This window comes from Pseudoalteromonas sp. 2CM39R, assembly GCF_023161845.1.
In genome coordinates this window covers 1-13,900 of record NZ_JALNTM010000018.1, presented here as the reverse complement: position 1 = coordinate 13,900, position 13,900 = coordinate 1, and the positions used below count along the sequence as shown (strand labels likewise).

General features: G+C 41.0%; 11 protein-coding genes. 5 read left to right on the top strand and 6 right to left on the bottom strand.

Annotated elements, in window-relative coordinates; genetic code table 11:
• Positions 1-4 precede the first annotated feature (4 nt).
• From MTF66_RS29170 to MTF66_RS29150, 5 genes are read left to right on the top strand one after another with little or no spacing between them, the layout of a single operon-like run.
• Positions 5-1,612, top strand: coding sequence for an ABC transporter substrate-binding protein (locus MTF66_RS29170; RefSeq protein ID WP_010388083.1), 1,608 nt, complete (start codon positions 5-7; stop codon positions 1,610-1,612).
• Positions 1,612-2,646 (top strand): ABC transporter permease subunit, encoded by a 1,035-nt coding sequence (locus tag MTF66_RS29165; RefSeq protein ID WP_109874328.1) that lies wholly within the window; start codon positions 1,612-1,614, stop codon positions 2,644-2,646. The genes MTF66_RS29170 and MTF66_RS29165 overlap by 1 nt, the downstream gene beginning before the upstream one ends.
• Positions 2,633-3,526, top strand: a complete 894-nt coding sequence (locus MTF66_RS29160) for an ABC transporter permease subunit (protein ID WP_010388079.1) — start codon at positions 2,633-2,635, stop codon at positions 3,524-3,526. The genes MTF66_RS29165 and MTF66_RS29160 overlap by 14 nt, the downstream gene beginning before the upstream one ends.
• A complete protein-coding gene (locus MTF66_RS29155) occupies positions 3,527-4,519 on the top strand; it encodes an oligopeptide/dipeptide ABC transporter ATP-binding protein (RefSeq protein WP_010388077.1) in 993 nt (330 codons plus the stop codon).
• Entirely contained in the window at positions 4,519-5,280 is a 762-nt protein-coding gene (locus MTF66_RS29150; RefSeq protein ID WP_054202403.1) for an ATP-binding cassette domain-containing protein, read from the top strand. The genes MTF66_RS29155 and MTF66_RS29150 overlap by 1 nt, the downstream gene beginning before the upstream one ends.
• Before the next feature lie 55 nt (positions 5,281-5,335).
• On the opposite strand, the gene MTF66_RS29145 is transcribed toward MTF66_RS29150, so the two are convergent.
• The 6 genes from MTF66_RS29145 to tig form a co-directional block, all read right to left on the bottom strand.
• Positions 5,336-7,237 carry a SurA N-terminal domain-containing protein gene (locus tag MTF66_RS29145; protein WP_054202402.1) on the bottom strand — a complete coding sequence of 634 codons (1,902 nt, stop codon included), beginning with the start codon at positions 7,235-7,237 and terminating at the stop codon, positions 5,336-5,338.
• 173 nt (positions 7,238-7,410) lie between these two features.
• Positions 7,411-7,710, bottom strand: a complete 300-nt coding sequence (locus MTF66_RS29140) for an HU family DNA-binding protein (protein WP_256872136.1) — start codon at positions 7,708-7,710, stop codon at positions 7,411-7,413.
• A 183-nt stretch (positions 7,711-7,893) separates the two neighbouring features.
• On the bottom strand, positions 7,894-10,254 hold the full coding sequence (gene lon, locus MTF66_RS29135; protein ID WP_008467545.1) for an endopeptidase La: 2,361 nt from the start codon (positions 10,252-10,254) through the stop codon (positions 7,894-7,896).
• A gap of 149 nt (positions 10,255-10,403) precedes the next feature.
• Positions 10,404-11,687: an ATP-dependent protease ATP-binding subunit ClpX gene (gene clpX, locus MTF66_RS29130; RefSeq protein WP_010388064.1), complete on the bottom strand. Its 1,284-nt coding sequence runs from the start codon at positions 11,685-11,687 to the stop codon at positions 10,404-10,406.
• A gap of 131 nt (positions 11,688-11,818) precedes the next feature.
• Positions 11,819-12,436 (bottom strand): ATP-dependent Clp endopeptidase proteolytic subunit ClpP, encoded by a 618-nt coding sequence (gene clpP, locus MTF66_RS29125; RefSeq protein WP_008111041.1) that lies wholly within the window; start codon positions 12,434-12,436, stop codon positions 11,819-11,821.
• 159 nt (positions 12,437-12,595) lie between these two features.
• A complete protein-coding gene (gene tig / locus MTF66_RS29120) occupies positions 12,596-13,900 on the bottom strand; it encodes a trigger factor (protein WP_138622675.1) in 1,305 nt (434 codons plus the stop codon).

The window sequence follows — 13,900 nt, the reverse complement described above, 5'->3', positions numbered from 1 at the left end:
GCGGGTGCATAAATTATTACTTGCTTTAATATCATTGAGCTTAGTAGGTTGCATTGATAGTAAAGAAGAAATCTTAGAAGAAAAAAACCAAGGCCTCGTTTATTGCGCCGAGGCTAATCCTGTGTCGTTTAACCCACAAGTCACAACCACAGGATCAACTATCGATATTATTGCTAACCAGTTATACGACCGGTTAATTAGTATTGACCCCGTGACCGCCGAATTTAAGAGTGAACTTGCCACTGATTGGAAGATCAGTAAAGACGGTAAATCGGTTACCTTCACTTTGCGCAAAGGAGTTAAGTTTCATACCACCTCTTATTTCACTCCTAGCCGTGAATTTAACGCTGATGATGTAATATTTACTTTTAGTCGATTATTCGACGTTTATAATCCTTATCACTTTATTGGCGATGCTAATTACCCTTACTTTCAAAGTGTGGGGATTGACCAGCTAATTCGTAAAATTGTTAGAGTCTCTGATCATCAAGTCCGATTTGAGTTATTTAATGCCGAGAGCAGCTTTTTAGCTAATATGGCGACCGATTTTGCTGTCGTGCTCTCTAAAGAATATGCCATGGCGCTCAAAGCTAATAATCAAGAAAACCTATTTGATCAATACCCGATTGGCACAGGCCCCTATATTTATAAAGAGTACCGACGCGATCATTTAGTGCGCTTTTATAAAAACGCTGATTATTGGAAGCATGAGGTTGCCCTTGAGCAATTGGTGTACGACATTACCCCAAATGGTACCACCCGTATTGCTAAAATATTGACCAAAGAGTGTGATGTAACCGCACACCCGAGTAGTGCCCAATTAAGTATTTTAGCGCAGCGTGATGATATTAACGTTGAAAGAGAAACTAACTTAAATATTGGTTACTGGGCATTTAATACCGAGCGTCCACCGTTTGATAACTTAAAAGTACGTCAAGCATTGGTTCATGCCATTGATATAGATAAAATAATGCAAGCGGTATATTACGGGAATGGACTGCGTGCACAATCTATTCTTCCGCCTACGTCATGGGCATTTGAACTACAAAAAAACATGCCTATTTTTGACCCACAGTTAGCGAAAAAATTATTAACTGAAGCTGGTTTTCCAAAAGGCTTTGATATGAGCATTTGGGCTATGCCGGTAAGCCGTATTTATAACCCCAATGCCCGCAAAATGGCTGAGCTAATGCAAAGTGATTTACGCAAAATTGGCGTTAATGTAAATATTGTAGAATATGAATGGAACACCTTTATTCAACGCATTGGTGAGCATCGCCACGACAGTGTGTTATTAGGTTGGGCAGCTGATACACCTGATCCCGATAACTTTTTTAGCCCATTATTAAGTTGTACTGCGACCTTTAGTGGCAAAAACCCTGCAAACTGGTGTAACCCTGAATTTGATTTACTACTGACCAAAGCGTTAGACACCACAGATTTAAATTTACGTAAACAATATTACGACGCAGCACAAAGCATGATCATCAAACAATTGCCTTTACTGCCAATTGCCCATGGCATGCGTTTTCAAGCAAGTAGCGCAGATGTTGAGGGCATTACCTTAGGGCCATTCGGTGCTATTTCGCTGGCTAACGCGAGGAAAAAATAATGATCTTAGATTATATTTTACGCCGCCTCGGACTGTTATTTTTTATGGTGTTGCTACTCAGTATTTTTACCTTTTCGTTGAGTTATTTATTTCCTGGCGATCCGCTCAGTAACTTAAGCGGCATACCAGACACTAACTTTACCCAAAATGCGCAGTTAGAAGAAAAGTACTTATTTAACAGTAACTACTTTATGCAGTACATCGCCTTTGTAGGACGAATTTTACAAGGGGATTGGGGAATGTCATTCGCCTCGGGGAGCAGTGTTTTCGCCCATGTGGTTGATTTAATTCCTGCAACGTTAGAGCTAAGTATCTATGCGTTATTTATTTCGGTGGTAGTGGGTGTGCCTGTCGGTATTTTAGCATCGGCATATAATAAACAATGGCCTGATAAATTTATTAGCTCTACAGCGATGATTGGCTATTCTATGCCGATTTTTTGGCTGGCATTATTATTAATTATGGTTTTTTCGCTCAAGCTTGGCTGGTTTCCCATGTCGGGGCGAGTGAGCTTGTTGTATGAGATACCCGCGAGCACAGGATTTATTTTACTTGATATTTTACTCGCTGATTTTCCTTACAATGGTTTGGCCATGTTAGATGCGCTGCATCACCTTACTTTACCTACTATTGTACTTGCTATGTATCCAACCACGGTATTAGTGCGCTTTACTCGCGAATCGATGTTAAAAGTGATGGATCAAAACTTCATTAAAACAGCTCGCGCCAAAGGGCTTACTCGTGGGCAGCTTATTATTCATCACGCCCTAAGAAATGCCTTACTACCGGTTATAAAACAAATAGGTTTGCAGTTTAGTACCTTGATCACCTTAGCGATGATCACTGAAGTTATTTTTTCGTGGCCTGGGATCGGTCGCTGGTTAATAGACAGTATTTATCAACGTGATTATCCCGCCATACAAGGTGGGTTAATGGCCGTCTCTTTATTTATTATTATTGCCACAATTATGGCCGAACTGACCTACACCCTACTCGATCCTCTGTCTCGGAACCAAGCGCATGGCAAAGTTTAACTTATTTTCAGAAGATTCAAATAAATCGCCATTAGCGAGACTCTGGCGAAAGTTTAAAAATAACCACCCTGCACTGGTTGGTTTATGGGTGTTTATTGCCTTTAGCCTGTTAGCAGCTACCGCGCCTTTTCTTGCGCCTTATGGGGTAAATCAACAGCACAGTGATGCACTATTACTGCCTCCCTCGTGGAATGAAATGGGCGATGTGCGGTTTATACTTGGCACCGATGATTTAGGCCGAGATGTGCTGTCTCGTTTAATGAATGGCGCCACATATACGTTCGGGTTATCGGTTGTGGCTGCACTGATCACCACTGTTATTGGTGTGTTGGTAGGTACCTTTGCAGGGATCAGTAAAGGCATACGTTCTAGTTTTTTGAACCACTTACTGGATGTAACGCTGTCAATTCCCTCATTGTTACTGGCCATCATTATTATTGCCATACTCGGTCCTGGATTAATGAATACCGTATGGGCAATTATTTTGGCCTTATTACCCCAGTTTATTCATTCAATTAGAAACCTGATAGTTGACGAACTTGGCAAAGATTATGTTACAGCCTACCGCTTAGATGGCGCCTCTAAATGGCATATTTTATCACGCGGGATTTTTCCTAATGTGTATGAATATATTGTAGTTATTTTTACGATGGCGCTTTCTACTGCTATTTTAGATATTGCGGCATTAGGGTTTTTAAAACTGGGTGCACAGCCGCCGACTACTGAATGGGGCGCAATTTTAGCAGAGAACTTAGGACTTATATATTTAGCACCTTGGACGGTAGCATTGCCGGGCGTCCTGTTATTTTTAGCGGTTCTTTCAACAAACTTAGTGGGCGATGGACTTCGCAAAGTTTTACAAGCGCGTAAGGCCGATTAGATGCAGTTACTAGATATTCGAAATTTAACCATTGAACTTCAAACTTCCGAAACCGCCATTCGTGCTGTTGATCGCGTAAGCTTTAGTTTAAAAGAAGGTGAAGTACACGCTTTAGTGGGCGAATCAGGCTCTGGCAAAAGCTTAATTGCAAAAGCCATCGTCGGCGTGCTTAATGAGCGCTGGGTGATAACCGCAGATAGAATGCATTGGCGTGGTGTTGACTTAATGCGCTTAACACCAGAGCAACGCCGTAAAACAGTTAGCCAAGACATTGCGATGATTTACCAAGACCCCAGTCGCTGTCTAGATCCTACTGCTAAAATATTTAACCAAATCGCTGAAACACTGCCTGAAGTGGCTGCTAAAGGATTTTTCTTAAAACGCAACCGAGAGCGTAAAGACCGTGTTAAAGCCTTAATACATAAAGTAGGTATTAAAAATCATGAAGCGGTGCTTGATAGCTACCCGCATGAGCTCTCTGAGGGCGTATGCCAAAAGGTTATGATAGCCATGGCGATTGCCCGTACACCGAAGCTACTCATTGCTGATGAGCCTACAACCGCACTAGAAAGCACCACCCGTGCACAGGTGTTTAGGTTATTAAAAAGTTTAAATCAGCTAAAGAACATGTCTATTTTGATGATCTCTCATGAGCTGGAAGAAATTGTTAATTGGTCGCATGGTATTCATGTGTTGTACTGCGGTCAAATGGTTGAAGCAGGTCCAACACACCGTATTTTTAGCCAACCTCGCCATCCGTATACGCAGGCTTTACTAAAAAGCCTGCCCGATTATGAGCATGGTTTAGCCCATAAAGAACCCTTTTATGCGCTTAAAGGCACTATTCCAACATTACAACATTTACCGATTGGTTGTCGACTCGGTCCACGTTGCCCACAAGCACAAAAAGAATGTGTGGTTGCGCCTAAACTTTCAAAGCATCATGGTCATAGCTACGCCTGTCACTTCCCGCTGATCAAGGAAATAAAATAATGCAGCCACTGTTAAAAGTTCAAGCCTTATCAAAAACCTTTAACATGCGCGCGGGTCTGTTTAGCCGTAAAAAGTTTGATGTTTTAAAAAACATCTCATTTTGTATTGGTAAAGGTGAAACAATTGCCATTATTGGTGAAACAGGCTCAGGAAAAAGTACCCTGGCTAAATTATTAGTGGGTGCATACAGTGCCGATAGCGGGCAGATATTATTAGAGAATAACACTATAGAAAACAATGGTAATCGTGATGCCCAGTGTCGTTATATCCGAATGATTTTTCAAGACTCCGCCACCTCATTAAACCCAGCAGTGACCATTGCTGAAATGCTCGATGATTGCCTAAAATTCAATACTGATTTTGATAAAACTCAACGTAGTGAAAAAATTGGTAGTACGCTGCTTAAAGTGGGTCTACTGGTCGATCATCAGCAATACTATCCGCATATGTTTAGTGTGGGGCAATTACAGCGTGTAGCGCTCGCTCGCGCGCTTATATTAGATCCTAAGGTTGTTGTACTCGATGAGGCACTTTCATCGCTTGACCCTTCTGTAAGAGCGCAAATAGTAAATCTATTACTTAAACTACAGCTTGAAACTGGATTAACCTATATTTTGATCACCCATCATTTAAGTTTAGTGCGCCATATTAGCGACCAGCTAGTGGTACTCAATAAGGGTGAGATTGTTGAATACGGCGCTACAGAAACTATTTTTCAAAACCCGCAATCAAAGGTTACTCAGCGCTTATTGAGTTGTTAATGTTTAAACAAACAAAAAAGGCGCCAATTGGCGCCCTTTTTAATTTAGCTATTACTTATTCAGCTGCTTGAGCTGCTTTTGGTACATTAAGCTCTGCTTGTTGCTTAAGCGATTCAATGAATACCGTATAGTTTTTCTGCGCTTGCGCCATAGTAATGTTTTGCTTCATTTGTGGCTCAATGTTGTCACTCACTGGTGCATCATTTACCGCTTTAAGCGCAACAATCGCTGCATCGCCATTATTTAAGTTAACCATATCATATACAGCCGCATCACTAGGATGTGCCATTTTGAATACTTGGGTAACAATAGCAGGTGAAACAGCAAAGCTTTCACGAGTTAGTTGCGACTCTTGACGAACGTTTAGTGATTGCTCAGCAGCCACATCGTTTAAGCTCTTGCCTTCTTTTACTTGTGCAAATAACGTGCGTGCTTTTTCTTTTGCAAGGTCTGATGCCTTTTCATTCATTAAGCGTGTTTTAATTTGCTCACTTACCTCGCTTAATGCTTTCGTTGCCGCAGGTTGGTGCTCATTTACACGCACCACAATCACGTGCTCATTACCAAGCTCAATTACTTCTGAATTGACTTTATCTTCTAGTAGTTCAACTGATGATAAGGCAGTCACAACCGCTGGGTTATTAAGCGGCTCAGGAAGCGCGCTAAGCGCTAGTAAAGAAGTAGATTGTACTTCTACACCCGCCACTTCAGCAGCATCGTCTAAGCGATCAGAAATCTCAAAGGCTAATGCCCCCATTTCTGTTTGCTTCTCGTAAAACGCATCTACTTTTTCAGCTTGCTCAAGTTCAGCACGTAGGTCAGCTTTAACCTCATCAAACGGTTTAACTTGTTGAGTTTGTAGATCAGTCAGTTTGATGATGTGATAACCAAACTCAGAGGCAACAACGTCAGAGTAATCACCTTTGTTTTGCAATGCGAACGCTGCATCTTCAAATGCTGGTTCCATAACATCACGTTCAATCCACTCTAAATCGCCACCCATTTCTGCACTAACAATGTCATCTGACGATGTCTCTGCTAGCTCAGCAAAATCAGCACCAGCGTTAAGCTGGGCAAGTAACGACTCAGCTTTCGCTTTAGCCGCATCATCATCTTCGCTATTGTCGATTAGAATATGCGACACACGACGCTTTTCTGGTTCAACATATTGCGCTTTACTCTGCTCGTAATATGCTTTTACATCGTCTTCGCTTACCGATGCAACATCAATATCATCTGCATTTAGTTCGATGTAATTAACTGAAATTAATTCAGGTGATAAAAATTGACCTGCGTTTAATTCATAGTAATCCGCAACTTCTTGCTCTGTAACTTCAACATCAGCTTGCATTGCTTGTTTATCAATTACTAAATAATCAATGCTTCGTGTTTGCTGTTGCAACGCAATGGCTGATTTAAGCTCATTTGGCAGCGCAAAATCAGTACCCGCAACGGCAGATACTAACTGGCTACGTGTCATATCATCACGCAGGTATTCACGAAATGCGTCAGGTTGAAAATTCATTTGACGAATAACTTGTAAATAACGGTCGTTATTAAACTTGTCGCCAATTTTAAAATAAGGTAGCTCTAAAATTGTTTTACGAACGCTTTCATCACTTACGCGCAAACCAAGCTCGGCAGCTAACTGACTTTGTAATTCTTGTTGTACTAAACGGTCAATCACACCTTGACGGATTTGAGCCATGTAAGTTGGATCTGCTGCTATTTGGGTAAAGTACTCACCAAATTGTTGTTCTAAGCGGCTACGTTCATTTTGAAACGCACGGCTAAATTCTGTTTGGCTAATTTTAATTCCATTTACTTCAGCAACGGGTTGTTCTGTGGTTTGACCTAAGTAACTACCGATCCCAGCTAAGGCAAAAGATAAAATCACCGCGCCTAAAATGACTTTGGCTACCGGCCCTTGCGAACCTTCTCTGATTTTCTCAAGCATTTGTTTATCTCTTTTCTGAGCAAGGTATTTTCTACCTTGTCATATGTAAAAAAAGCGTATCTTACCAGATACGCTTTTTCACTTGAAGTAACTGGCGGTGAAGTAACTTAATTTATCGATTGCAATAATTAAGCGTATCTTTACTCGCCATAACTAAATTGTTTACACAATGATTAGTTTACTGCGTCTTTAAGCGCTTTACCGGCTTTGAAAGCTGGGATGTTAGCTGCAGCAATTTGAATCGTTTCACCAGTTTGTGGGTTACGACCTGCACGAGCAGCACGCTCACGTACAGAGAAAGTACCAAAACCAACAAGTGCAACTGAGTCGCCATCTTTTAGCGCGCCAGATACAGATTCGATGAATGAATCTAGTGCACGACCTGCAGCCGCTTTAGAAATGTCAGCATCAGCTGCGATTTGATCGATTAATTGAGATTTATTCACAATATCATCCTCTTTCATTGTTGTTATCAAGAGCGATTGTTTTTTAAACTAACATCACTGTTTTGAAATTTTTGAGCAATTTTTTTAAAGCTCATATGATTATATTTTTCTTAAACCTAGGCCCTGCAAGGGCTAGGCTTGAAAACCAGTGCTTAACTTATCATACCGTTTAGATTTGAAAAGCCCCTAAAAGCACTTTTTTTGGCTTTTTTACTGCTTTTTTGGTGTTTCGACTGAAAAACTATCAACTGGATGCACTAAAGCAAGCTTCAATACTTCGTCAATCCACGTAACAGGGTGAATCTCAAGACCCGCCAATACGTTATCAGGTATCTCTTTTAAGTCACGTTCGTTAATTTTAGGGATCACCACCGTTTTAATACCACCTCGGTGAGCCGCTAATAATTTCTCTTTTAAACCACCAATAGGCAGTACTTCACCTCGTAGGGTAATCTCACCCGTCATGGCCACATCAGAGCGCACTGGATTGCCCGTTAGGCTTGAAACCAAACAAGTAACCATTGCGATACCCGCACTTGGACCATCTTTAGGAGTTGCGCCCTCAGGTACATGCACGTGAATATCACGTTTTTCATAAAAGTCGCTATTAATACGTAGCTCATCAGCACGATTACGCACAACAGTCATTGCCGCTTGAATCGACTCTTGCATTACATCGCCTAACGAGCCGGTGTAAGTCAATTTGCCTTTACCTGGTACTGCAGCACATTCAATCGTTAGTAAGTCACCGCCTACTTCTGTCCATGCTAGGCCAGTTACTTGGCCTATACGGTCGCCATCTTCTGCTTTACCGTAATCAAAGCGTTGCACACCTAAGTACTCTTCGAGGTTATCTGCATCGATAGTGACCGTTTTGGTGTCTTTTTCCATTAAGATATTTTTAACCGCTTTACGGCATAATTTAGACACTTCACGCTCTAAGTTACGAACGCCCGCTTCACGCGTGTAATATCGAATAATACCGATAATGGCACTGTCAGCAATTTCAACTTCTTTCTCTTTTAAGCCATTACGCTTAACTTGCTTTGGAATTAAATGTTCTTTAGCTATATTTAATTTTTCATCTTCGGTATAACCGGCTAAACGAATAACTTCCATACGGTCCAATAAAGGCCCAGGAATATTAAAGCTATTAGAGGTAGCAACAAACATTACATCAGATAAGTCGTAATCGACTTCTAGGTAATGATCAGCAAAATGGCTGTTTTGCTCAGGATCAAGTACTTCAAGTAAAGCTGATGCAGGGTCTCCACGCATATCCGCTGACATTTTATCAATTTCATCTAACAAGAATAACGGGTTTTTAACGCCCACTTTAGTCATGTTTTGAATCAATTTACCAGGCATAGAGCCAATATAAGTACGACGGTGACCACGTATCTCAGCTTCATCACGTACACCACCCAGTGCCATACGAATGTACTTACGGCCAGTTGAACGCGCAATAGATTGCCCAAGAGAGGTTTTACCTACCCCTGGCGGCCCAACTAAACACAAAATAGGCCCTTTAAGCTTATTAGTACGCTGCTGTACCGCGAGGTATTCAATAATACGCTCTTTAACTTTATCAAGTCCGTAGTGATCGCTATCTAGTATTTTTTGCGCGCCTGCTAAATCTTTTTTCACTTTAGAGCGTTTTTTCCACGGTACGTTGATTAACGTATCTATGTATGAGCGAACAACACTAGCTTCTGCCGACATCGGCGACATCATTTTAAGTTTGTTAAACTCTGCCGTGGCTTTTTCTTTCGCTTCGTTAGGCATACCTGACTCTTCGATGCGTTTTTTTAGCGCTTCGAATTCATCTGGTACATCGTCAATTTCGCCAAGCTCTTTTTGAATCGCTTTCATTTGCTCATTGAGGTAATACTCACGCTGCGATTTTTCCATCTGCTTTTTAACGCGGGTACGAATTTTTTTCTCAACTTGCAGTAAGTCTATTTCACCTTCCATCAACGCCATTAAGTACTCTAAGCGCTCCGTAACACTTGATATTTCAAGTACTTTTTGTTTTTCAGGCACTTTTAATGGCATGTGCGCAGCCATGGTATCAGCAAGACGCGCGGGCTCATCAATACCAGAGACCGAGGTCATCACTTCAGGTGGGATTTTTTTATTTAATTTTACGTAGCCTTCAAACTGGCTTAATGCACTGCGAATAAAAATATCTTGCTCTTGTTCATTCACTGAATCAGATTCAATAAACTGAGCATTGGCAACAAAGAAGTCTTCGTTATCAACAAACTCTTCGATATTTGCACGCTGTGTGCCTTCAACTAATACTTTTACTGTACCATCGGGTAGCTTTAATAATTGAAGTACAGTCGCAATTGTCCCTACACGATAAATATCGTCTTTCTCAGGCTCGTCTACAGTTGCATCTTTTTGTGCAACTAAGAAAATTTGTTTGTCTTTATCCATTGCCGCTTCAAGGCATTTTATTGATTTTTCACGGCCTACAAAAAGCGGGATCACCATGTGTGGATACACCACTACATCGCGCAGTGCTAGCACAGGGATTTCGACTCGATCGTTTCTCTCAAGCGTCATTGTATTTTCTCTTTGCACTTCATTTATTTAAAGATTACTCAAGTATATGGGGATAACCTAATTAAAGTTCAACAATTTTTGCCAACTCGATTAAATTAATTATAAAAAAAGGAGCCATTGGCTCCTTTTTTTTACAACTTGCTCAGAATTTAATCTGCTGCGGCTTGTTCTTGATTACTGCTGTCATAAATCAAGATTGGGTCAGACTCACCTTTAATAACGGTTTCATCAACAACCACTTTACTTACGTTATCAATTGAAGGCAGCTCATACATAGTATCAAGCAATACACCTTCTACGATTGAACGCAGGCCACGTGCACCGGTTTTACGTTCCATTGCTTTGTGAGCAATAGCACGTAGTGCATCATCACGAAACTCAAGCTCAACGTCTTCCATCCCAAACAATACTGAAAATTGCTTAGTAATAGCGTTTTTAGGCTCACTTAAAATTTGTACCAGTGCAGCTTCATCAAGTTCAGTCAATGTAGCAACAACAGGTAAACGGCCAATAAACTCTGGAATTAAACCATATTTTACTAAATCTTCTGGCTCAACATCTTTAAATGTTTCACTTAAAGAGCGGCTCGCTGCCGACTCTTTAACGTTAACGCCAAAACCAATGCCAGTATTTTTGTGGCTACGCTGTTCAATAACTTTATCAAGACCAGCAAATGCACCACCACAAATAAACAGAATTTTAGAAGTGTCTACTTGCAGGAACTCTTGCTGTGGATGTTTACGTCCACCTTGTGGCGGAACAGAAGCAACTGTACCTTCAATCAATTTCAGTAAGGCTTGTTGTACACCTTCACCTGATACATCACGGGTGATTGATGGGTTATCTGATTTACGTGAAATTTTGTCAATTTCATCAATGTAAACAATACCACGTTGTGCTTTTTCTACGTCGTAGTCACATTTTTGTAAAAGCTTTTGAATGATGTTTTCAACATCTTCACCCACATAACCGGCTTCGGTTAACGTGGTGGCATCGGCCATTGTAAACGGCACATCTAGCAAACGTGCTAACGTTTCAGCTAGTAGTGTTTTACCACTCCCCGTTGGACCAATTAATAAAATATTACTTTTACCTAGTTCAACGTCTTGTTTAGTTGATTGGTTGCGTAAACGCTTGTAGTGATTGTAAACCGCTACAGACAACACTTTTTTCGCATGCTCTTGGCCAATTACGTAGTCGTCTAAGTGGTTACGAATTTCTTTTGGCACAGGTAATTTGTCAGCGGCATCATGCTTAGGCGCGATGTCTTTAATTTCTTCCCTGATAATATCATTACACAGCTCTACACATTCATCACAAACGTATACTGAAGGTCCTGCAATTAATTTTCGAACTTCATGCTGGCTTTTGCCGCAAAAAGAGCAGTATAACAATTTATTACTTTTGTCGCCGTCTGTAGGAGTGTCAGACATTCAGCTACCTCATTTTATTACGTTGGCCACCAAAGTCTTGGTGGCTATTTTAATACGCTTTAACTATACCAAAATTTAGGCTTTTTCGCATAGTAACTCTCATTAGCAAGCATTACTGCTTGCAGGCATACTTACTTGCTACCGCGATTAGTAAATACTGAGTCAACAATACCGTAATCTACAGCTTGGCTTGCACTCATAAAGTTATCACGGTCTGTATCACGTGAAACAACATCAAGCGGTTGGCCAGTATGCTCAGCCATTAAGCGATTTAATTTGTCTTTAATAGACAGGATTTCTTTCGCGTGTATTTCAAAATCAGATGCTTGACCTTGGAATCCACCTAATGGTTGGTGAATCATTACACGTGAATTAGGTAAACAAAAACGTTTACCCTTAGCACCACCAGATAGTAAAAACGCACCCATGCTAGCCGCTTGGCCCACACAAATAGTACTTACATCAGGTTTGATGAAATTCATTGTATCGTAAATAGCCATTCCCGCAGTGACCGAGCCACCCGGTGAATTGATATATAAGAAGATATCTTTATCTGGGTTCTCTGATTCTAAGAAAAGCATTTGCGCTAAAATCAGATTTGCCATGTTGTCTTCAACTTGGCCCGTTAAAAAGATAATACGCTCTTTTAATAGTCTCGAATAAATATCAAACGAGCGCTCGCCTTTAGCTGTTTGCTCAACAACCATTGGTACTAATGCGTTTAGGGGATCTGTCATACCAGTGTTCATACTTATTTAATTCCTTATGCGCTTATACTTATTCTAAGAAAAGCATAATGATCATTTTTAGCTAATTAAGAACCACAAACTAAAATGGCCCGGGCACACTGCATAAACAGAGTAACACGAGCCATTTAATCGTTAGCGAGCGCTTAAGTCAATGACTTATTATGCACCTTGCTGTGGATTCATGATGTCATCAAATGCTTTTTCAACATCAGTCACAGTTGCTTTAGCTAAAATAGCTTCAACAGCTTGCTCTTCCATTGCTACATTACGCATTTGTTGCATTAGTTGATCATTTGCTTTGTAGTATTCTACTACTTCAGTTGGATCTTCGTATGCAGATGCTACAGTAGCGATAAGTGCTTCAACTTTAGCGTCATCAACTTTGATGTCGTTTGCTTTGATCACTTCGCCTAATAATAGGCCAGTTTTAACTCGTGTAACTGCTTGCTCATGGAACAATTCAGCTGGAAGCTCAGGCATATTTTGACCGTTACCACCAAAACGTTGAGCAGCTTGCTCACGTAAAGCGTCAACTTCTTGGTCGATTAATGCTTTAGGCACTTCAACTTCGTTTTGCTCTAAAAGACCTTTGATTGCTTGGTCTTTTACGTTAGCTTTAACCGCTTGGTCTAGCTCACGTGTCATGTTCTTTTTAACTTCTTCTTTAAGCGCGTCTACGCCGCCTTCGGCAACACCGAATTTAGTTGCAAACTCATCGCTTAATTCAGGTAATTCTTGCGCTTCAACTTTTTTCACTGTGATAGTGAATTGAACCGCTTTACCTTTTAAGTTTTCAGCGTGGTAATCTTCAGGGAAGTTTACGTCAGCAACAACTTCTTCGCCTGCTTTTTTGCCTACGATGTTGTCTTCAAAACCAGGGATCATACGACCTTGGCCAAGTTCTAATGGGAAATCTTCAGCTTTGCCGCCTTCGAATTCTTCACCGTCGATAGTACCAACGAAATCAACCGTTACACGGTCGTTTGCGCCAGCAGCTGCATCAACGTCAGCCCAAGAAGCGTGTTGCTTACGAAGTGTCTCTAGCATGTTTGCTAAATCTTCGTCAGTTACTTCTACCGCTGGTTTTTCAACAGCAATTTTATCTAAACCTTGAACTTCAACTTCAGGGTAAACTTCAAATGTTGCTGAGAACTCTAAATCTTTACCTGCTTCAAGTGCTTTTGGAGCAAATGTAGGTGCGCCAGCAGGGTTAATTTTTTCAGCAACGATTGCTTCAATGTAATTACGTTGCATTACTTCGCCAGCAACTTCTTGACGAACAGCTGGTCCGAAACGCTTGTTGATTACTGATACTGGAACTTTACCAGCACGGAAACCGTCGATACGCTGCGTTTTTGACAGTTGTTGTAAGCGTTTTTTTACTTCGGTCTCAACGTTCTCTGCAGGAACGGTGATGGTCAGACGGCGCTCAAGGCCTTGAGTCGTCTCAACAGAAACTTGCAT

Bases quoted from the DNA above. Each gene is read 5' to 3' on its own strand.
- MTF66_RS29165 (WP_109874328.1), top strand. From the start codon at position 1,612: ATGATCTTAGATTATATTTTACGCCGCCTCGGACTGTTATTTTTTATG.
- MTF66_RS29160 (WP_010388079.1), top strand. From the start codon at position 2,633: ATGGCAAAGTTTAACTTATTTTCAGAAGATTCAAATAAATCGCCATTA.
- MTF66_RS29155 (WP_010388077.1), top strand. From the start codon at position 3,527: ATGCAGTTACTAGATATTCGAAATTTAACCATTGAACTTCAAACTTCC.
- MTF66_RS29150 (WP_054202403.1), top strand. From the start codon at position 4,519: ATGCAGCCACTGTTAAAAGTTCAAGCCTTATCAAAAACCTTTAACATG.
- MTF66_RS29145 (WP_054202402.1), bottom strand. From the start codon at position 7,237: ATGCTTGAGAAAATCAGAGAAGGTTCGCAAGGGCCGGTAGCCAAAGTC.
- lon (WP_008467545.1), bottom strand. From the start codon at position 10,254: ATGACGCTTGAGAGAAACGATCGAGTCGAAATCCCTGTGCTAGCACTG.
- clpX (WP_010388064.1), bottom strand. From the start codon at position 11,687: ATGTCTGACACTCCTACAGACGGCGACAAAAGTAATAAATTGTTATAC.
- clpP (WP_008111041.1), bottom strand. From the start codon at position 12,436: ATGAACACTGGTATGACAGATCCCCTAAACGCATTAGTACCAATGGTT.
- tig (WP_138622675.1), bottom strand. From the start codon at position 13,900: ATGCAAGTTTCTGTTGAGACGACTCAAGGCCTTGAGCGCCGTCTGACC.